The organism is Streptococcus symci (genome assembly GCF_006385165.1).
Classification (GTDB): Bacteria; Bacillota; Bacilli; order Lactobacillales; family Streptococcaceae; genus Streptococcus; species Streptococcus symci.
In genome coordinates this window covers 228,831-247,560 of the sequence record NZ_VFJA01000001.1, presented here as the reverse complement: position 1 = coordinate 247,560, position 18,730 = coordinate 228,831, and the positions used below count along the sequence as shown (strand labels likewise).

Annotated in this window: 22 protein-coding genes; 1 reads left to right on the top strand and 21 read right to left on the bottom strand. The window is 41.1% G+C overall.

Going from position 1 to position 18,730, the window contains the following annotated elements; all coding sequences use genetic code 11:
* Window position 1 precedes the first annotated feature (1 nt).
* The 12 genes from FJN11_RS01240 to FJN11_RS01185 all read right to left on the bottom strand — a co-directional run bounded on the left by FJN11_RS01240 (window position 2) and on the right by FJN11_RS01185 (window position 9,682).
* Window positions 2-886 (bottom strand): ABC transporter ATP-binding protein, encoded by an 885-nt coding sequence (locus tag FJN11_RS01240; protein ID WP_140223863.1) that lies wholly within the window; start codon window positions 884-886, stop codon window positions 2-4.
* On the bottom strand, window positions 873-1,067 hold the full coding sequence (locus tag FJN11_RS01235; protein ID WP_060806051.1) for a hypothetical protein: 195 nt from the start codon (window positions 1,065-1,067) through the stop codon (window positions 873-875). Before FJN11_RS01235 ends, FJN11_RS01240 begins: the two co-directional genes overlap by 14 nt.
* Window positions 1,064-1,270 carry a hypothetical protein gene (locus FJN11_RS01230; protein ID WP_181146373.1) on the bottom strand — a complete coding sequence of 69 codons (207 nt, stop codon included), beginning with the start codon at window positions 1,268-1,270 and terminating at the stop codon, window positions 1,064-1,066. Before FJN11_RS01230 ends, FJN11_RS01235 begins: the two co-directional genes overlap by 4 nt.
* Before the next feature lie 124 nt (window positions 1,271-1,394).
* Window positions 1,395-3,062 carry a DAK2 domain-containing protein gene (locus tag FJN11_RS01225; protein WP_000036655.1) on the bottom strand — a complete coding sequence of 556 codons (1,668 nt, stop codon included), beginning with the start codon at window positions 3,060-3,062 and terminating at the stop codon, window positions 1,395-1,397.
* A gap of 2 nt (window positions 3,063-3,064) precedes the next feature.
* On the bottom strand, window positions 3,065-3,430 hold the full coding sequence (locus tag FJN11_RS01220; RefSeq protein WP_000216437.1) for an Asp23/Gls24 family envelope stress response protein: 366 nt from the start codon (window positions 3,428-3,430) through the stop codon (window positions 3,065-3,067).
* Window positions 3,431-3,585: 155 nt separating this feature from the next.
* Complete coding sequence (gene rpmB, locus FJN11_RS01215) at window positions 3,586-3,774, bottom strand: 50S ribosomal protein L28 (RefSeq protein WP_001140948.1); 189 nt, start codon at window positions 3,772-3,774, stop codon at window positions 3,586-3,588.
* A 105-nt stretch (window positions 3,775-3,879) separates the two neighbouring features.
* Complete coding sequence (locus FJN11_RS01210) at window positions 3,880-4,554, bottom strand: LiaF transmembrane domain-containing protein (protein WP_140223862.1); 675 nt, start codon at window positions 4,552-4,554, stop codon at window positions 3,880-3,882.
* 4 nt (window positions 4,555-4,558) lie between these two features.
* Entirely contained in the window at window positions 4,559-5,005 is a 447-nt protein-coding gene (locus FJN11_RS01205; RefSeq protein WP_049552303.1) for a LytTR family DNA-binding domain-containing protein, read from the bottom strand.
* 113 nt (window positions 5,006-5,118) lie between these two features.
* The gene (locus FJN11_RS01200) at window positions 5,119-5,622 is read right to left on the bottom strand and encodes a phosphatase PAP2 family protein (RefSeq protein WP_181146372.1); all 504 of its coding nucleotides are present in this window, start codon (window positions 5,620-5,622) and stop codon (window positions 5,119-5,121) included.
* A 95-nt stretch (window positions 5,623-5,717) separates the two neighbouring features.
* The gene (locus tag FJN11_RS01195) at window positions 5,718-7,478 is read right to left on the bottom strand and encodes an ABC transporter ATP-binding protein (protein ID WP_140223860.1); all 1,761 of its coding nucleotides are present in this window, start codon (window positions 7,476-7,478) and stop codon (window positions 5,718-5,720) included.
* Window positions 7,468-9,237: an ABC transporter ATP-binding protein gene (locus FJN11_RS01190; RefSeq protein WP_140223859.1), complete on the bottom strand. Its 1,770-nt coding sequence runs from the start codon at window positions 9,235-9,237 to the stop codon at window positions 7,468-7,470. Before FJN11_RS01190 ends, FJN11_RS01195 begins: the two co-directional genes overlap by 11 nt.
* Window positions 9,212-9,682: a MarR family winged helix-turn-helix transcriptional regulator gene (locus FJN11_RS01185; RefSeq protein WP_049510943.1), complete on the bottom strand. Its 471-nt coding sequence runs from the start codon at window positions 9,680-9,682 to the stop codon at window positions 9,212-9,214. The genes FJN11_RS01190 and FJN11_RS01185 overlap by 26 nt, the downstream gene beginning before the upstream one ends.
* Window positions 9,683-9,896: 214 nt before the next feature.
* Between FJN11_RS01185 and FJN11_RS01180 the strand changes: the two genes are divergently transcribed.
* Entirely contained in the window at window positions 9,897-10,538 is a 642-nt protein-coding gene (locus tag FJN11_RS01180) for a DUF308 domain-containing protein (RefSeq protein ID WP_140223858.1), read from the top strand.
* Window positions 10,539-10,593: 55 nt separating this feature from the next.
* Here the strand turns inward: FJN11_RS01180 and FJN11_RS01175 are convergent, their stop codons facing one another.
* From FJN11_RS01175 to ndk, 9 genes are all read right to left on the bottom strand, one after another.
* Window positions 10,594-11,310: a YebC/PmpR family DNA-binding transcriptional regulator gene (locus FJN11_RS01175; RefSeq protein WP_140223857.1), complete on the bottom strand. Its 717-nt coding sequence runs from the start codon at window positions 11,308-11,310 to the stop codon at window positions 10,594-10,596.
* A gap of 96 nt (window positions 11,311-11,406) precedes the next feature.
* Window positions 11,407-12,777 (bottom strand): MATE family efflux transporter, encoded by a 1,371-nt coding sequence (locus FJN11_RS01170; RefSeq protein WP_125430578.1) that lies wholly within the window; start codon window positions 12,775-12,777, stop codon window positions 11,407-11,409.
* Between the two features lie 114 nt (window positions 12,778-12,891).
* On the bottom strand, window positions 12,892-14,046 hold the full coding sequence (recA, locus tag FJN11_RS01165; protein WP_049552310.1) for a recombinase RecA: 1,155 nt from the start codon (window positions 14,044-14,046) through the stop codon (window positions 12,892-12,894).
* 54 nt (window positions 14,047-14,100) lie between these two features.
* Window positions 14,101-15,357 (bottom strand): competence/damage-inducible protein A, encoded by a 1,257-nt coding sequence (locus FJN11_RS01160; RefSeq protein WP_049552311.1) that lies wholly within the window; start codon window positions 15,355-15,357, stop codon window positions 14,101-14,103.
* Between the two features lie 67 nt (window positions 15,358-15,424).
* Window positions 15,425-16,462 carry a glycopolymer--peptidoglycan transferase LytR gene (gene lytR / locus FJN11_RS01155; RefSeq protein WP_049487428.1) on the bottom strand — a complete coding sequence of 346 codons (1,038 nt, stop codon included), beginning with the start codon at window positions 16,460-16,462 and terminating at the stop codon, window positions 15,425-15,427.
* A 7-nt stretch (window positions 16,463-16,469) separates the two neighbouring features.
* Window positions 16,470-16,988: a GNAT family N-acetyltransferase gene (locus tag FJN11_RS01150; protein ID WP_140223856.1), complete on the bottom strand. Its 519-nt coding sequence runs from the start codon at window positions 16,986-16,988 to the stop codon at window positions 16,470-16,472.
* Window positions 16,978-17,421: a tRNA (adenosine(37)-N6)-threonylcarbamoyltransferase complex ATPase subunit type 1 TsaE gene (gene tsaE / locus FJN11_RS01145; protein WP_049487427.1), complete on the bottom strand. Its 444-nt coding sequence runs from the start codon at window positions 17,419-17,421 to the stop codon at window positions 16,978-16,980. Before tsaE ends, FJN11_RS01150 begins: the two co-directional genes overlap by 11 nt.
* A gap of 94 nt (window positions 17,422-17,515) precedes the next feature.
* Window positions 17,516-18,148, bottom strand: coding sequence for a competence protein (locus tag FJN11_RS01140; protein WP_225902294.1), 633 nt, complete (start codon window positions 18,146-18,148; stop codon window positions 17,516-17,518).
* Between the two features lie 130 nt (window positions 18,149-18,278).
* Window positions 18,279-18,701: a nucleoside-diphosphate kinase gene (ndk, locus tag FJN11_RS01135; RefSeq protein ID WP_049552313.1), complete on the bottom strand. Its 423-nt coding sequence runs from the start codon at window positions 18,699-18,701 to the stop codon at window positions 18,279-18,281.
* Between the last annotated feature and the right edge of the window lie 29 nt (window positions 18,702-18,730).

Genomic DNA, 18,730 nt, shown 5'->3' with positions numbered 1-18,730 from the left:
CTTAGTCATCTCCCTTTTGTGTTTCTTCAAAGATTGTATCTAGCAAACTACGGTTATTAACTTCGATTTCTTGTATGCTACATCCTGCTTGAACTAACAGTTCCCAAAAAGTATTTGCCTCTCGTGTGACTACTTGCAGAGCATCTTGTTTTTGTACCCAGTTTTCAACCAAATTAGACTGCTCAACAATTTCCTTGTATGCCAGAGGAAGGATAAAGTGCTTTTCAATCTCCTCACTGCGCATGGCTAGAGGTGTTGTATCGCGGACCAAGTCTCCCTTATTCAAGACCAAGATTCGGTCCGCTGTATGCTCTACCTCTTCAATATAATGGGACGAATAGAGAATGGTAACTCCCTTAGCTTTTAGTTCCTGAACAATTTCCCAAAAGCGTTGACGGGTTGAAGTATCCATGGCAGCAGTTGGTTCATCTAAAAAGACAAGCTTTGGTCGCCCAATCAAGGTCAAGACAAAAGAGAAGAGACGCTTTTGCCCGCCTGACAATTTTTCTGCAAATTGCTCTTTCTGTTGCTGTTCAAACTGCAATAGTTGATCAATTTCTTGTCTGCTCAAAGGGTTTGGATAAATACTTTGAAAGAATGCAATTAATTCTTTAACCTTTAATTTCTGTACGATCACATTTTCTTGAGGGAGGTAAGCTCTAGTATAGTCTAACTTAGAACTCGTCACTGGTAAACCTTGAATAGATACTTGACCGCTTGTGACCAGTTTATCTCCAAGCAGACAGTCCAAGAGTGTGGTCTTCCCAGCACCATTTGGCCCAATCAAGGCGACGCATTCACCTTCAGCTACCTCAAAGGAAATATCCTTCAAAATAGCCTTGCCCTTGATGTTTTTATTTAGGCTTTCTACCTTAATCATGTTCATGATATTCTCCTTTCAGCCACTCCTTTCCCATAGGAAAGGCGATAAAAATCATAAATCCTAGTCCCCAGGCACCACGGATGAATTGGTGAAGGAAGGTTTGATCAAACCAACCTGTAAACATTTCTACCAACCATACCACTAGTGATAGTCCAATAAAAAGATAGAGAAACGCTTTTTTCATTTTTCAAACTCCTTTTTCACATCTGAGACCAATTTCAAGCCTTCTCGGATAAGCCAAGACATCATGCCAAATCCTGCAAACAACTCCCAAGGAAAATGATAGAAGCCTTCATCCAATCCTGAAAACATGAGATAAGTCATGACTCCTGCTACTACTAAACTCATTGCGACAATCATTTTATTCTTCATCTCTTCTTCCTCCATTTCATACTCCAATTATAGTCCTTTGAAGTTAGCGGAGATAGAAGCTTCTGTCATGAAGAGATATGACAAATGTCATAAAAAAAGAAAGTTGCAAAATCAACTTTCTTTTTAATCTATTAAATTTTTATTCCACACTAAATAGGTATGGGTAAACCGGTTGTTGGCCTTGGTGAATCTCTACTTCAACGTCTTCGAATTCTTCTGCGATTTCTTGGGCAATTTCATTAGCAAGTTCTTCGCTTCCGTCTTCACCGACATAGAAGGTTACGATTTCACTGTCTTCATCCAACATATGTTTCAATGTTTCTGTCAAGGTTTGGTGCATGTCAGGGTTTGACACGAGGATTTTCCCATCCACCATACCAAGATTATCGTTTTCATGGATTTCTAAGCCATCAATGGTTGTATCACGAACGGCTGTTGTGACGCTTCCACTAACGACATCGCTGAGGGCTGCAGTCATACGTTCTTGGTTTTCTTCGATAGACTTGCTTGGATCAAAGGCAAGAAGACTTGTCAAACCTTGAGGAAGAGTACGAGCCTCTACCACTACTGCTGGTTGCTCCAAAACTTCTGCTGCAGATTGAGCTGCCATGAAGATGTTCTTGTTGTTTGGTAGGAAGATGATGTTACGAGCGTTGACCTGTTCAACAGCCTTGATAAAGTCTTCTGTTGAAGGGTTCATAGTTTGACCGCCTTCGATAACATAATCCACACCTTGAGAACGGAAGATATCTGCTAGACCTTTACCAGCCACTACAGCAATCAAAGCATACTCTTTTTCTTCAGCTGGTTTGCTAACTTGAGCAGCTTCTTTCTCAACCTGTGCTTCGTGTTGGTTACGCATATTGTCAACTTTTACCTTGACCAAGCTACCATATTTGAGACCTTCTTGCATAACAAGTCCTGGATCTTCTGTATGGACATGGACTTTGACAATTTCATCATCATTGACAACAAGGAGAGAATCCCCGAGTTCATTCAAGTAGTTACGGAATTCGTCGTAGTCAAAATCTTTGGCATAGGTTGGACCTTGCTTAAGAGCTACCATGATTTCAGTACAGTAACCAAAGGTGATGTCCTCAGTCGCTACGTGACCAGCTACAGACTTATGATGTTCAGCATTGATCATTTCACTCATGTTGGCCGGAGTCGCTACAAAGTCCTCAGATGCAATATATTCACCAGTAAGGGCTGAAAGGAAACCTTCATAGATGAAGACCAGTCCTTGACCACCTGAATCCACAACGCCAACTTCTTTCAATACTGGAAGCATGTCTGGTGTTTTAGCTAGAGCTGTTTTAGCACCTTCCAAGGCTGCGCGCATGACTTCAACAGCGTCATCTGTTTGCTCAGCTTTTTTCTTAGCACCGATAGCAGCTCCACGAGAAACTGTCAAAATCGTTCCTTCGACTGGTTTCATCACTGCCTTATAGGCAACTTCTACACCTGATTGGAAGGCAAGGGCCAAGTCTTGACCTGTTAACTCGTCTTTATCCTTGATGGCTTGTGAAAATCCACGGAAAAGCTGAGACGTAATAACACCTGAGTTTCCACGCGCACCCATCAAAAGACCTTTGGCAAGAATGCTCGCTACCTCGCCAACTGTAGAAGCTGGCTTGTCTGCAACTTCTTTAGCACCATTTTCAATGGTCATTCCCATATTTGTTCCAGTATCTCCATCTGGAACTGGAAAGACGTTTAATGAATTGACATATTCAGCTTGCTTATTCAAGCGAGTTGATGCAGCCTGCACCATTTCTTGAAATAAGCTAGTAGTAATTTTTGACACGGTTATTCTCCTACAACTTTGATATTTTGAATGTAGACATTTACAGTCTGAGCAGTAATTCCAAGTTGGTTTTCCAAACTAAAACGAACACGCTCTTGAATGTTTTTTGACACTTCGCTAATCTTTGTTCCGTAGCTCAACACGGTATATACATCAACTGCAATGCTGCCATCTTCGGCTGCCTTTACGACCACACCTTTAGAGTAATTTTCCTTACCTAGAAGGGCTTGGAAATTATCTTTGAGGGCATTTTTACTAGCCATACCGACCACACCAAAAATCTCAGTTGCTGCTCCACCTACGACGGTTGCAATCACTTCATCTGTTAGTTCGATTTGACCATCTTTTGTATTAATTTTTACAGTCATCCTTTTTACCTCAACTAGTTGATACTCTATTTTATCATATTTCAGCCCAAGTGTAAAAGCAGAATACTGTATCAGCGGATATTTACTCTATTTTTCAAATGATTTTATATCTACAGTAAAAGAAAAAAGACCCTAAGGTCTCCTTACTTTTATTATTAAACGCGTTCAACTTTACCTGATTTCAAAGCACGAGCTGAAGCCCAAACTTTTTTAGGTTTACCATCGATAAGAACAGTAACTTTTTGAAGGTTTGGTTTTACGGCACGTTTTGTTTGGTTCATCGCGTGTGAACGGTTGTTTCCAGATACAGTCTTACGACCTGTAAAGTAACATACTTTAGCCATTGTGTTTTCCTCCTATTAGATCTAATATAGCGGATGTGCTAGCACCACATACCGTACTATGTTATCACACTTTCTTCATTTTTGCAAGGGAATTGGAAGATTTTTTTATTTGACGTAGACAACACCAAGTTTACCAAAAGCCACTTCCCCGCGAATAATCAAGGTTTTGCTTGTTGGCGCTACAGGAGCGTCTGCCTTGGCTGCACCAAAGGATGTTTCTACTTTCAAATCGACACGCCAGTGTTGTGGAACATAGACGGTTGCATTTCCGAAAGCCACTTCGATATTTAAAGTTGCAAAATCACCTAACATCTCTGCATTGTCATAGTAGATTTTTACATTTCCAAAAGCAACTTCTACTTGGTCTTCTACAAGATCTTGATCTTGTTTATAGAAAGTCCCACTTCCAAAAGCAACTTCCTTATCTGTTAGAATGGTCTTTTCCCCATCATACCACCATTTTTTCCCGTTCCAAAACTTACTTGAGTGAGTGAGATAGCCAACACCTAGCACTGCTAAGATACTAGCCCAAAATAGAGACTGATTTGGGATAGGCAAAATGTTATAAAAATGATTTGCAATCATTAAGGCTACTAGAGCTGTAAAAACTGCTGAAGTCAGATGACGACGAAGCAAAGCCTCAACTGATTGGTAGGCAAAAAATCCAATACCAATCAAAGGCCAAATGTGCCCTCCCAGAGAAGGGATTCCAAAATTTCCTTGTAATAATATTAAAGCCGCCAAAATGAGCAACACAATACCAAATGCTTTCTTTTTCATCTTCTTACCTCATGTTTCTTAGATTTTCTTTTAGGAGGGATTGGTAATGCCGTGACACATGAACCTCCTTGTGAGTCTGATAAAAGGAAATGGTGCCTGTTCCTGAAAAGGACTTGTCCACCGAGTAAACCTGACGGATATTTGCAATGGTCGACTTGGATACCCGACTAAAATAACGAGGAAGGATAGCCTCTAACTCATAGAGTTTAAGCCGAACCTCATAGGCATCTTTCTGGGTATGGGCGTAAATCTTGCTACCTTCCGTCTCAAAGAAGAGAATTTCCGATAAGTCCAGATAATATTCACCTGTTCCCTTGTAAAAAATCAACCGAGGAGACTTGGACTCTTGCAAGAGCCGCTGTAAATCCGCAATCTCATCTGTCAAAGTCGCTGCCTTGATGACAATTTCAGTTTCCTCTAAATTGCTGTCAATTTCGATTCGTAACTTCATTCCATCTCCTTTCTGACTCTACTATATCAAAGGAAAAATAAGAAAACAAGAGCAAAAAAGCAAGTGGTTACTTTAGACCCGTAAGTGGTTGTGGGATCACCTTAACTTACAGGTCAAAATAGAAAGAAAATCACACCCCACACAAGAGCACAAATATAGCCAGCCACTACATCCTTGGGAAAATGCACTCCACCTAAGACTCTCACTAGACCTAGGAAGGCTGATAATGTCAAACAAATCATCCCCATAGTTAGACTAGCATGCAAGCAAGCCATGGAGATAATGGTTGCTGAAAAGACATGACGGCTGGGCATAGACTGACCAGGACTATCTCTGTCAAGCAAGGGTTTAATATCCCATTCCTCATAAGGCCTAGGGGAATTGATTTTCTTACGAAGAAAGGACAAAATCACAAAACCTGACGCTGGAATAAACAAATAGATCCCGACCTGTTTCCCAAGTCCTTGTTGGAGATAGGTAGTTGCTAACAAGGTTAGATAAATCATAGGCATAACTACCGTCATGAACCGATTGAAAGTCCTTAACAATCTCAGAAGAAAGGGCCTATTTTCAACGTTAGGAGCAATGTAGTCATACCATTCTTGATAATTTTTCATATATTTTCTCATCACTTACTCAAATTTTGCTTACAGGGAAGCACTTGTCTTCTAGTATAGTGCAGAAAAAGAAGGCCGTCAAGCCTTCTTTGGGTTTATTCTTCTGCTTCGTCTTCTGTAAATTGACTGTTGTAGAGGTCAGCGTAGAAACCAGCTTGCGCCATCAGCTCATCATGATTTCCTTGCTCGATGATATTCCCATCTTTCATAACCAGAATCAGATCCGCATTACGGATGGTTGACAAGCGGTGGGCGATGACAAAGGAAGTTCTGCCTTCCATCAAACGGTCCATGGCTTTCTGGATTAATTCTTCCGTCCGTGTATCAACCGAAGAGGTCGCTTCATCTAGGATTAGAAGTGGTGCATCTTTCAGCAAAGCACGAGCAATGGTCAAGAGTTGTTTTTGCCCGACAGACAAGGTCACTGTATCATCCAAGACGGTATCGTAATCATCTGGTAGAGTCATGATAAAGTGGTGAATCCCTACAGCCTTGCTGGCTTCAATCACGTGCTCATCACTGATACCTTTTTGGTTATAGATAAGATTGTCGCGAATGGTTCCTTCAAAGAGCCATGTATCCTGCAAGACCATTGAAAAGGCATCGTGTACTTCCGAACGCTTCATCTCTTTGGTATCTACACCATCGATACGGATACTTCCCTTATCAATCTCATAGAACTTCATCAAAAGATTGACAATAGTTGTCTTACCAGCCCCAGTCGGTCCGACAATGGCAACTTTTTGACCTGCATGAGCTGTCGCAGAAAAGTCATGGATAATAGTTCGCTCTGGTGTATAACCAAAGGAGACTCGATCAAAGACTACTTGACCTTTCATATCGCTCAATTGTCTTTCTTTATGGGATTCGTCTTCCATTTCCTCTTCAGCTAGGAATTCGAAGACACGTCCCATGGCTGCACTAGCCTGCTGCAAACTAGTAATCCCTTGGGCGATTTGTGAAAGAGGCTGAGAAAAGATACGAACGTAGGCCATAAAGGCAACGATAATCCCGATACTGATGTGCCCATTTAAGGCCAAGGCTGCACCAACGATAATCACCAAGGCATAGCTAAAGTTCCCAATAAACATCATAATCGGCATCATAATCCCTGAAATAAATTGAGATTTCCAGATACTATCATACAGACGATTGTTTAATTTCGCAAACTCTTCTTTCGTACTCTCGATGGCATTGTAACTGGTCACCACATTATGGCCAGAGTACATTTCCTCCACATAGCCATTGACAGCCGCCAAATCCTGTTGCTGACTCTTAAAGAAGCCCTGCGATTTGCCCATAAAGACAGACACGAAAGTAAAACCAATAAAGGTTGAAACAACCGTCACCAAGGCTAAAATCCAGTTCATCCCAAACATGGTTACCAAGACTGCTAAAACCAATAAACTAGATGAAAGAACTGTTCCCAGACTTTGATTAAGGGACTGGGCTGCAGTGTCAACGTCATTGGTTACACGAGACAAAGTATCCCCTTGAGAGTGTCCATCAAAATATCTCAATGGTAGGCGATTAATTTTCTCTGCAATGGCTCTTCTCAAACGCTCTGAAAAACGTTGAATAGCTGTTGTAAACAGAAAGGCCTGTAAATAATTTGATAGAAGTCCGATCACATAAATCACGGCCAAAAAACCACCAATAGCTGCAACCGCCGCGACATCCACACTTGTTTCCAAACCACTGGCAATAATATTAGTCATTTCCTTGATGCGGGTTGGACCATAAACAGTAATGATATTGGATACGATTGTTGCTAGAAAGGCTATCAGAAGGGCAAACTGGAGACCTGCAAGATAGGGTTTACTCTGTTCCCAAAGAGACATTTTCTTATTTTCCATGTTCCAATTCCTCCTTCGATAGTTGTGAATAGGCAATTTCTTGGTAAACTTCGTTATTAGCTAGAAGTTCCTTGTGGGTGCCTTGCCCCACGACTTTTCCTTGATCCAAGACCAAAATCAAATCTGCATCCATAATTGTTGAAATACGCTGTGCAACGATAAGCTTGGTCATAGACTTGGTTTTCTCTGCTAGCTCTTGGCGTAGGACACGGTCTGTCTTGTAATCCAAGGCTGAGAAGGAGTCATCAAAGATGAGGATTTCTGGCTTCCGAGCCAAGGCACGCGCAATTGCTAGACGCTGTCTTTGACCACCTGAGAAGTTAGTTCCTCCTTGGGCTACTTCCGACTCTAAGCCCGCTTCCTTGTCTTCGATAAAGTTCTTAGACTGGGCCAACTCCAAGGCTTGCCACATAGCCTGCTCACTAAGTGGTGTTTCTTGACTGTGTCCAAAGTCTAAATTGTCCTTGACATCACCTGAAAAGAGAACCGCTTTCTGGGGAATATAACCAACCTTGTTGCGCAAATCTTCTAGAGCATAGTCTTGAACATTGACACCGTCCACCAGAATTTCTCCTGCTGACACATCGTAGAAACGTGGAATCAGATTGACCAGAGTTGATTTACCAGAACCTGTTGACCCAATAAAGGCCACTGTTTGACCAGCTTCTACTCTAAAGCTAACATGCTCAATAACCGCCTCCGAATTTGCCGCATAGCGGAAGGTCACATCCTTAAACTCGACCTGACCTTTGAGGTTTTCATCAACCAGCTGCACTTGAGCAGGGTTTTGGATAGAAGAATGCAAATCTAAAACTTGATTAATCCGCTTAGCAGAGACCATAGTTCGGGGAAGAACGATGAAGAGTGCTCCCATGAGAAGGAAGCCCATAACAACCTGCATGGCATAAGACATGAAAACAACCATGTCACTAAAGAGAGGCAGACGTGCTGTCGGAGCAGCATCATTGATCACATAGGCCCCAATCCAGTAAATCGCCACACTCAAACCACTTGAAATCCCCATCATAATGGGATTCAAAATAGCCATAAGACGGTTGACAAACAAATTCAAGCGTGTCAGCTCATCATTTGCTGCTGCAAATTTTTCATCTTGGTACTTTTCAGCATTGTAGGCACGAACAACGCGAATACCTGTTAAACTCTCGCGAGTGATACTGTTCAGTTTATCAGTCAGACTTTGAATCAAGGACTGTTTTGGAAAGGCTAGTGTCATCAAAACGGTCGTCATCAAAACGTTGACAATCACTGCCACAAGTACAGCCCAGAGCCAGTATTCTGAATGACCTAAAATCTTCCCGATAGCCCAGATAGCCATAATTGGACCACGCGTAACCACTTGCAAGCCCATGGTGATCAGCATCTGAACTTGAGTAATATCATTAGTGGTACGAGTTAGGAGACTGGGAATAGAGAATTTCTTAATCTCTGTCTGTGAGTAGTCTAAAACTCGGTTAAAAATATCACTTCTCAGCCTACTAGTGTAAGAAGCAGCCACTCTGGATGCAAAAAATCCAACTGCGACTGCGGATAAGAAGGCTAGAAAGGACATGCCCACCATCATACCTGCTGGTTGCCATAACTCATCCAAATTGGTAGCCTGAGTTCCCAGCAAATCCGTGATTTTAGAGATATAGGTCGGCACTTCCAACTCTAGATAAACCGAAAAGCAGGTAAAGAGAATGGCTAGTAAAATCATCCCCCATTCTTTTCTACTAATTCGTTTTGCTAATTTCTTCATTATCTCCTCCTATTCTCTTGATATTTTCCTGTAATTGATTGAGGACTTTCTCAAAAATCAGTAATTCGCCTTCATCTACGTCTGCCAACAACTGCTTGTCTATGCGTTTAAAAAAGGCCTTAAATTCTTGCATTTGAGAACGCGATTTTTCCGTCAGACGAACAAACTTAGCCCGCTTATCGCTAGAACTCGCCTCCAATTCTACCAGACCATTTTGCACCATACGCTTGACCAAGTTACTAGCAACAGACTTGCTAATATTGAGTTCCTTCTCAATATCTTTAATCAAGACCAAGTCTTGGTTTTCCTCACGGATATCCAAAAAACGTACAACCTGACCTTGCGGTCCACCCATAAATTCAATACCACAACGTTTTGCTTCCCTTTGTACCATCAGATGAATCTGATGACTAAAACGCTTAAAGACCAACATCGGTTTATCCATACTTACTCCTTTCTAACCATTGCATTTGGTTCTCCTGAGAACTAAATAGGTTTTCATGAGAACTATTTTATCATTTTCAGAAAAGATGTCAAGAAAAAAGTTTTCATGAGAACTATCTTAGTTTAAATTGACATTAGGCAATATCTTTTATATAATAAGCGCTAACTACTGTGGATAGAAATCCATTCACTCAATGAAGGGAGAAAACTTTCAAATGAAACCAGAAGAAGAAAGAGTTTTAGGAATCTTAGCAACCATTTTTGGAGCCATCGCACTTTTAGGATCCTGGATCCCGTTTATTAACTATCTATCGTTGTTCATCGCCATCGTCGCATTTATCTTGGGGATTATTGGCCTTATCGTCAACCTCAAAAAACGGAAAACAATGGCTATTATCGGAACATCCCTGGCAGTTACCTCTGTTGTACTTTTCTTTACGACTCAGGCACTATACGCTGATGTCTACAAAGAGTATGCCAAGGAGTTTAACCGTTCCTACATGGATACGAGTGCCTCAATGGAACGCGAAGAAAAAAGCGGCTTGACAGACGATACCTTCGCATGGACCCAAGAACAGTTCGACGCCTTAATCGAAGGTGACCCTGACAACAAAGGAAAAGGTGGTACCACCTACGAGGATATTATCAACAAACACGGAAAGCCAGATTCCGATTTTGACTTCACTCTTGGGGATTACAATACGAAAAAAATCACCTATATCTCTATTGGAGACAAGACTAAAACTGTTACCTTAACTTTTGCAAAAGATGACAATGGACAGCTCTTGCTCGTCCAAAAACATGCAGTCGGTCTAGGTCTAGAAAAAAGCAAGCAACAAAACGATTCTGAAACCTGAGTCTAAGTTCAAATATCAAAAAAACGAACAGCTATTAAAACTGTTCGTTTTTCTATTAGAATCCATCTACGTTTGTGTAGATCTTTTGTACGTCTTCGTCGTCTTCAAGAACGCTGTAAAGTTTTTCAAAAGTTTCAAGGTCATCCCCTGACAATTCCACTTCTGACTGAGGAATCATTTCCAATTCAGTAACTTGGAATTCTTCGACACCTGACTCACGAAGGGCAACGATAGCCTTGTGAAGGTCAGTTGGAGCTGTGTAAACTGTGATTGTACCTTCTTCTGCTTCTACATCATCCACATCCACATCTGCTTCTAGCAATTGCTCAAAGACTGCATCCGCATCTTCACCTGCAAATACAATAACACCCTTGTTATCGAAGAGGTATGAAACCGAACCTGAAGCACCCATGTTTCCGCCGTTTTTACCAAAGGCTGCACGGACATTAGCCGCTGTACGGTTGACATTTGAAGGCAAAGTATCAACAATCAGCATAGAACCATTTGGTCCAAAACCTTCGTAACGTCCTTCTGTAAAGGTTTCGTCTGTGTTCCCTTTTGCTTTATCAATCGCTTTATCAATAACGTGTTTTGGCACTTGCGCTTGTTTAGCACGGTCGATAACGAATTTCAAGGCTGAGTTTGATTCTGGATCTGGATCACCTTTTTTAGCTGCTACATAGATTTCTACACCAAATTTTGCATATACTTTAGAGTTAGCTCCATCTTTAGCCGTTTTCTTGGCTACGATATTGGCCCATTTACGTCCCATTAGGAATCTCCTTTTTTCACATTTTAATCTTTCTTATTATAACACAAGTTTTTTCGATTTTCACTAGAGGAAATGGATTTTATTCAGTAAATCCAACTAGGATTGCACTTTGGTTACCAATATTGCCTTGCCTTCTTTTATCAAGGGGTGACGGAACAGTGAGAAGTACAGCTGAATGGTCATGGCAACCCAGATAAAGGGTTCGCAAAGGATAACTCCCTTATAGCCTGCCCAAGGAATAATCAAAACCACAAAAGCGATTTTCCCGATTAGTTCTATAAAGCTAGAAACTAGAGGAAGGATCTTTTGCCCCAAACCCTGCAAACAATTGCGATAAATCAATAAGAGACTCAAAATAGGATAAAAGGCTGAACTGATTTGCAGATAGAGACTTCCATTTTCTATCAAGTAATCATCTGTCGAACTAGCCAAGAAGGAAACCAATGCTGGACTGGCAAAAAAGAGGAAGATACAAACAAAAACTGCCCAGGATATACTTAAACGACTGCCGATTCGAAGACCTTGAACAATGCGGTCTGGGCGCTTAGCACCTAAATTCTGAGAAGCAAAGGTCGTCATCGAAGCGGAAATAGCGGTCATAGGAAGAAGGGCGAAGGCCATAATGCGTCGAGCCGCCGTCTGGGCACTAATAATCACTGCACCAAAGGTATTAACAGAAGACTGTAAAATCACACTGCCGATGGACACAATTGAACTCATCAAGCCCATAGCTAAACCTTGCTCCAAGAGATCCGCGTACAAGGCCTTATCCCATTTAAAATGCTTGAGTTGCGGGAGCAGTTCTGGAACGCTCTTGCGGATATAGTAAAAGCAAAGAACCGCTGATAAGCCCTGCGAAATGATGGTAGCAAGTCCCGCGGATTGAACTCCAAGATGCAATTGCGTAATGAAATACAAATCCAAAACCACATTGACCAAGGCAGAAAAAATCAAAAATCCAAGGGCGGCTAGACTGTCTCCAATAGACCGCAACAAACCTGCAAAGAGATTATAAGCGAAGCTAACACCGACACAGGTTACAATCATAGATATATATTGATAAGATTGAGGAAGGATTTCTGCGGGAGTATCTAAGTATTGCAAGAGAGGATACAAGCCAAGAAAGCCCAGCAACATAACTACAATACTCAAAAGTGCACCTAAAATCCAGGTGGCTGCTACTGCCTCCTTGATTTTAGTAAAATTTCGAGCTCCATAATAGCGGGCAATGACAATCCCCATGCCATTGCCAACACCAAGAGTAAAACCTACAATCAGGTCAAAAATCGCTGTCGTCGCTCCTACTGCAGCCAAGGATTCTTGACCAAGAAAACGCCCAACAATCAAGACATCAGCAGTATTATAGAGCTGTTGAAAAATATTTGATAGCAAGATTGGGAAGGCGAAGCTTAAGAGCGAGGGAAGAATAGGTCCATGAATCAGGTCCACTGTTCGTTTTTTATTCATAAGGCTATTATATCAGCTTTCTAGAGGAGCGACAAGAAACAGCAAACTATATGCAATCTGAAATCTTGAACAAAGAATCGAAAAAGCAGTGGATTTCTCCACTACTTTGACAGCTTATTCTTCAATTTCGATTTCAAGTTCGTCGCCTAGGTCAAGAGTTACTTCTTCATTTACAGAATCTGCTTGAACTGCTTCATCTTTTTTGCTTTCAGCAACTTCTTCTCCATCAATCAAGCCGAATTGAACACGGACTTGATGATCAATCTCATCAAAGACTTCTGGATTATCTGCTAAGTATTTCTTAGCATTTTCAGAACCTTGCCCGATTTTCTCATCCTTGTAAGAATACCAAGCTCCTGCTTTTTTGATGATATCCAAATCGCTTGCGATCTTCAAAAGCTCACCAGTCTTAGAAATCCCTTCTCCGTACATGATTTCAACGAAGGCTTCCTTAAATGGAGGAGCCACCTTGTTTTTCACGACCTTGATCTTAGTTTCTTTACCGACGTTGGTGTCTTTTTGGTCACCAGTTCCCTTGATTTGTGTACTTCCACGAACATCCAAACGGACTGATGCGTAGAATTTCAGAGCACGTCCACCAGGAGTCGTTTCAGGATTTCCAAACATCACCCCAACTTTTTCACGCAATTGGTTGATAAAGATAGCAATGGTCTTAGTCTTATTGATAGAAGCTCCTAGTTTACGCATAGCTTGACTCATCATACGAGCCTGCAAACCAACGTGACTATCACCGATATCTCCATCAATTTCCGCACGAGGTACAAGGGCAGCAACTGAGTCGACCACGACAAGGTCAACTGCACCTGAGTCAATCAATTTTCCTGCAATCTCAAGACCTTGCTCTCCTGAGTCTGGTTGTGATAAGAGCAATTCGTCAATGTTAACACCAAGGGCCGCAGCATAAGCTGGATCGAGGGCATGTTCCGCATCGATAAAGGCTGCAATACCACCTTCTTTTTGCGCTTGTGCAACTGCATGAAGAGCAACCGTCGTCTTACCAGATGACTCTGGTCCGTAGATTTCAATGATACGTCCCTTAGGATAACCACCTGAACCAAGGGCAATGTCAAGAGCCAAAGAACCTGAGCTCATCACTTGCACCTTTTGCTCGGCACGTTCACCCAAACGCATGATTGAACCCTTACCAAAGTCTTTCTCAATCAATTTAAGAGCATCATTCAAGGCTTTTTCACGTTCTGCCCCGAATTTTTTTGAAATTTCATCTAATTTTTTTGGTTTTTTCGCCATTCTATTCTCCTACATTCTAATGGTCCTCAGACCTATCTACTATTATATCAAAAGTTAGTCACTTAATAAAGCCTTGCGAACTAGGTTAAAGGCATGCATAACCGCAATGTGCCGTACATCTGCTCGACTTCTGCCTCCAATATTAACCTTGATGACTTCAGTTCCATGCTCTTGAGCCAAGCCTATGAAGACTGTCCCAGCTGGGTGCCCTTCTAGGCTATCTGGTCCTGCCACTCCAGTCAAACTAAGGCCAAAATCTGACTGGGTCTTGCTTCGCGCCTGCTCAGCCATCTTCTGAGCTGTAAATTCAGACACCACACCGTGCTCTTCCAAATCCTTGACAGGAATATCCAACATCTTTGATTTTTCCTCCAAGCTATAGGTCACGAAACCACCCTTAAATATACTTGAAGCTCCTGAAAAATCAGCTACAGTAGCTTGGAAAAGACCTGCCGTCAAACTCTCTGCAGCCGTGATGGTTTTCCCTTGCTTTTTCAGTTCTTCTACCACAATACTAGCTAAACTAGTTTCTTCCCCATAACCATAACAAAGATCTCGTAAAGAAATTCCTTCGAAAGTCTGGTGGTCCAAGATTTGATTTTCCAAGATATCCAGCGTTTGATTCGCCTCTTCTTGGCTGCTAGCTTTTGTTGACAGACGCAGAGTGACTTCTCCTGTCTTGGCATAAGGTGCCAAGGTAGGATCGGTCTGATTATCAATTAAATCAGCCAAAATCGTAACCAGCTGACTTTCGCCAATCCCAAAGAAACGAAGAACTCGGGAATATAGCTTGCTCCCTGTCATCAACTTAGGTAGAAGTTGGTTTAAAACCATGGGGTTTAATTCACTTGGTGGACCGGGAAGGACGACATAGGTAACTCCATCGACTTCCAAAATGCCTCCCACAGCCAGTCCTGTTTCGTTGGGCAGTGGAGTCGCTCCTTCTACAAGTTGAGCTTGTCTTTCGTTATTCGGTGTTCGGGCATAGTCTGGTCGCTGGGCAAAAAAGACATCTAACTTCTCCTGAGCCTGAGAATCAAAGACTAATTCTTTCCCTAAAAATTTAGCTAGGGTTTGTTTGGTCAAATCATCCTCAGTCGGCCCCAAACCACCTGTTAAAATCACCAGACTACTACGTTGACTGGCAATCTCAAGCAGGGATAAGAGACGAACTTCATTGTCTCCTACAGCCGTCTGAAAATATACATCTACCCCAATCTCTGCTAGTTTTTCCGACAAAAACTGGGCATTGGTATTAACAATCTGTCCTGTCAAAATCTCTGTTCCAACAGCAATGATTTCTGCTTTCATGTTTCCTCCTACCTATCTATTCGTATTTTTTTGAAAAAATCGCAGGAAATTTCCCACGATTTCATTATTAATTTTGTTCTATTTCTACACTTGAAGCATTCGTTGGTGTAGCAGTTCTTCCAAGAATTGCTTCGTATAACACAGCATTGGTTTCTACTTCAGTTACTTCCTCTTTACCTAGTGAACGACGTAAGAGATTTTGCATTTCTAACATATGCTCAGTTGTAACAATCTGGTAAGAAATGCCCTGCAGTTCAGCATCTTCTCCTCGCAATTGATGTGTTTCAATATTCTTGAAGGAATCTTGATAACCAAGTAATTGTGGAATACTTTTCGCTGATAAATCAATGTTGGTCTGCATATTGGTACTTAGGGCTTTTAAGATAGACTGATAGTGACTAACACTATTCAAGCTAAGAACTTTTTCAACAACCTTTTGAATGACTTCACGCTGACGCTTCTGACGTCCGTAGTCCCCTTCTGGATCTTGGTAGCGCATGCGAGAATAAACAAGCGCTTCTTCACCATTTAGAGTTTGCTGTCCAACACCAATGGAAATTTTATTAAATTCTTCCTGGTCAGTAATCGAAATTGGAAAACCGAGTGTATTATTTACAGTCACCCCGCCAACTGCATCAACCAATTGTTGCAGCCCCTGCATATTCACCATAACGTAACGATCGATATGAATATTCATCATTTTCTGGATAGTTGAGATTGCCAATTCCGCACCACCACCAGCGTAGGCGGCATTTAGTTTAGCTTCCTCAACACTACCATCTTTATGCTGAATTTTAGTCAAGATATCACGTTCCAAACTCAACATCGTTGTTTTTTTCGTATGCGGATTAACCGTTAAGAGAATCATGGAATCACTATTTCCCTCCCAAGGGTCAGTTCGTTCTACGTTTCCAGTATCAACCCCCATTAAAAGGATCGTTAAGGGTTCAGTCGCCTCAATAACATTGGTTTCTTCCCCTATTTTTTTATAGGTCTTTGATAAGGTTTGTGTGCCTTGCTGATAAATGGTATAAGCAAAAACACCGACACCCAAAACTGTCACAGCTAGAAAAGCTAGCACCATTCCAATAATTTTTTTTACCATATTACTATCAATCTATCAGTCTACCCATCAGGTAAACATCTATAAATTTCCCTTCTTCTATGTACGCACCGCGATCTTGTCTACCTTCAATGACAAAACCATTCTTTTGATATAAATGAACTGCAGCCTGATTACGAGTTTGAACAGTGAGTTGAAGTCTACGAAGAATGCCACTAGCCTGCGCCCATTCTACAACTTCTTCAAGTAACAAACTCCCCAGTCCATTATTCCAATACTTCTTACCAATCACAATGAAGAGATCTCCAATATGCCGAACTCTCTTGCGCTGGTCAGCTGTAATATTTACAATACCAGCAATTTCATCATTCAGCAAGGCTAGTAAAGTGATTTGATTTTCTGAATGAGCCTGTTTATCCAAAAACAACTCCATCTCAGTATCTGTCATCAAAATGCCATCCCTGTCCAGACTGGTAAAATCTGTTTCTACACTGACACTATTTAAAAATGATACTAACTCAGCCGCATCTTCAACTTCTGCTTCCCTAATGAGCAACTCATACTCCATGTTGAAGCTCTTCTAAGAGTTTTTCTGCACGTAAACCCTTTGCTTGGAAATTCAGCCTGCGACCGTCTTCTTCTTTTAGAATTTCCAATTCTAAATAAGTATCTGGTAAGGCATCACCTAAAAGATGTCCCCACTCGATGACAGTCACCCCGCCACCAAAGAGAAACTCATCTAAATCAATAGAATCAGCATCTCCCTCAATGCGGTAAACATCTAAATGATAAAGAGGAAGACGACCTTCATACTCTCTTACGATAGTGTAGGTTGGACTCTTAATCATCTGAGTAATCTGTAATCCTTTAGCAAGACCTTTTGTAAAGGTCGTTTTACCTGCTCCAAGTTCTCCAGTTAGAATTAAGACATCATTCTTTTCTAATAAATAGCCCAAACGTTCCCCTAAGGACTGTAACTCTTCTTCGTTTTTAGTGTACATGTTTCTATTATACCAAAAACTTGTTCTTTGTCTAGGTATTATCTCTGAATTCCATATTATGAATTAAAAACTTGAGCCAGTCCTTGTTATGATCTTAAAATAGGAACAGTAAAAAGACAACTAACAAGATATCTCTCATCAAATGACTGTAAAACGAAACTTCCCAACGAATGACTTTTGGCACCAACAGTTCTAGAAATAGCATTCCCAAGGCAATATAAAAGGTCATGGATAATAGCATCCAAGGATTTCTGAGAAAGATTAGAATAGCTAATCCACTAATAAAACACATTTCCTTCTTTCCAAAAATCTTTTTCAATCCATTTACATACTTCTGAATCGGCAGAAAAACTAACAAATCAATACCAAATAAGAAAAAGAAACTCGGTAGAAAGGCTTCCACACCCCCTTCTACGGATGTATTTCCTGCAAGGATATGCTCTATGACAATTAAAGCTAAACCCAAAATATTTACTAATAGCAAGAGACTATACAAGAATTGTTGCTTATCTTCCTTAAAAACTGAATAAGATTGATTTCCCTGCCCTCTATAGTAGTTTATCCCTGCCCCAATACTGGCAAGGAGCAACATACCTACTAAATAATAGAAGCAGTTTTGATTTAACATCAAGGCCCAAGTCGATAAACTTAAACAAGAACAGCTACTAATACCAAAAACTGTCAGCAATAACAAAATACGAATTTGCTTTTTCATTTTTTCCATCATTCTTCCTCCCTTACTTGCTCTTATTATAGGCTAGAAATCCTCCCCATTGCTAGAATATTTCTCAACTGTCAGTTTTCTACTCTAAAATGCAAAAAAGTTTGATGCAAGTAACCCTTACATCAAACTTTTACTACTTTCCGTCAAACCAAAGAGTAATTTCTCGCTTAGCTGACTCTTCTGAATCTGAACCATGCACAACATTTTGAATAGCTTGGTTTTCTCCAGCAGCTTTTGCAAAATCACCTCGAATAGTTCCTGGTAAAGCTTCTTCTGGACGAGTAGCACCCATCATGGTCCGCCAAGTTTCAATTACTTTGGGACCAGAAATGATACCTACAAGAACTGGGCCTGAAGTCATAAATTCACGAATCGGTGGGTAAAAACTTTGACCAACCAAGTCCTGATAGTGCTGATCAATCAACTCTTCTGAAACCTGTGAACGCAACTCCAATTTTTCAATTGTAAATCCACGTTGTTCGATGCGTTTCAACACTTCACCTACTAATCCTCTTTTTACACCATCTGGTTTAATGATAAAGAATGTTTGTTCCATACCCGTCTCCTTTGTCAGCTTCTTTCTTT

Excerpts from the sequence above, each read along its gene's own strand:
- FJN11_RS01235 (WP_060806051.1), bottom strand. The coding sequence starts at position 1,067 with ATGAAAAAAGCGTTTCTCTATCTTTTTATTGGACTATCACTAGTGGTA.
- ndk (WP_049552313.1), bottom strand. The coding sequence starts at position 18,701 with ATGGAACAAACATTCTTTATCATTAAACCAGATGGTGTAAAAAGAGGA.
- FJN11_RS01240 (WP_140223863.1), bottom strand. The coding sequence starts at position 886 with ATGAACATGATTAAGGTAGAAAGCCTAAATAAAAACATCAAGGGCAAG.
- FJN11_RS01205 (WP_049552303.1), bottom strand. The coding sequence starts at position 5,005 with ATGAAGTTACGAATCGAAATTGACAGCAATTTAGAGGAAACTGAAATT.
- rpmB (WP_001140948.1), bottom strand. The coding sequence starts at position 3,774 with ATGGCTAAAGTATGTTACTTTACAGGTCGTAAGACTGTATCTGGAAAC.
- FJN11_RS01220 (WP_000216437.1), bottom strand. The coding sequence starts at position 3,430 with ATGACTGTAAAAATTAATACAAAAGATGGTCAAATCGAACTAACAGAT.
- FJN11_RS01200 (WP_181146372.1), bottom strand. The coding sequence starts at position 5,622 with ATGAAAAATTATCAAGAATGGTATGACTACATTGCTCCTAACGTTGAA.
- tsaE (WP_049487427.1), bottom strand. The coding sequence starts at position 17,421 with ATGTACACTAAAAACGAAGAAGAGTTACAGTCCTTAGGGGAACGTTTG.
- FJN11_RS01140 (WP_225902294.1), bottom strand. The coding sequence starts at position 18,148 with ATGATGGAAAAAATGAAAAAGCAAATTCGTATTTTGTTATTGCTGACA.
- FJN11_RS01180 (WP_140223858.1), top strand. The coding sequence starts at position 9,897 with ATGAAACCAGAAGAAGAAAGAGTTTTAGGAATCTTAGCAACCATTTTT.
- FJN11_RS01170 (WP_125430578.1), bottom strand. The coding sequence starts at position 12,777 with ATGAATAAAAAACGAACAGTGGACCTGATTCATGGACCTATTCTTCCC.
- FJN11_RS01195 (WP_140223860.1), bottom strand. The coding sequence starts at position 7,478 with ATGGAAAATAAGAAAATGTCTCTTTGGGAACAGAGTAAACCCTATCTT.
- FJN11_RS01150 (WP_140223856.1), bottom strand. The coding sequence starts at position 16,988 with ATGGAGTATGAGTTGCTCATTAGGGAAGCAGAAGTTGAAGATGCGGCT.
- recA (WP_049552310.1), bottom strand. The coding sequence starts at position 14,046 with ATGGCGAAAAAACCAAAAAAATTAGATGAAATTTCAAAAAAATTCGGG.
- FJN11_RS01175 (WP_140223857.1), bottom strand. The coding sequence starts at position 11,310 with ATGGGACGTAAATGGGCCAATATCGTAGCCAAGAAAACGGCTAAAGAT.
- FJN11_RS01160 (WP_049552311.1), bottom strand. The coding sequence starts at position 15,357 with ATGAAAGCAGAAATCATTGCTGTTGGAACAGAGATTTTGACAGGACAG.
- FJN11_RS01185 (WP_049510943.1), bottom strand. The coding sequence starts at position 9,682 with ATGGATAAACCGATGTTGGTCTTTAAGCGTTTTAGTCATCAGATTCAT.
- lytR (WP_049487428.1), bottom strand. The coding sequence starts at position 16,462 with ATGGTAAAAAAAATTATTGGAATGGTGCTAGCTTTTCTAGCTGTGACA.
- FJN11_RS01230 (WP_181146373.1), bottom strand. The coding sequence starts at position 1,270 with ATGGAGGAAGAAGAGATGAAGAATAAAATGATTGTCGCAATGAGTTTA.
- FJN11_RS01190 (WP_140223859.1), bottom strand. The coding sequence starts at position 9,237 with ATGAAGAAATTAGCAAAACGAATTAGTAGAAAAGAATGGGGGATGATT.
- FJN11_RS01210 (WP_140223862.1), bottom strand. The coding sequence starts at position 4,554 with ATGAAAAAGAAAGCATTTGGTATTGTGTTGCTCATTTTGGCGGCTTTA.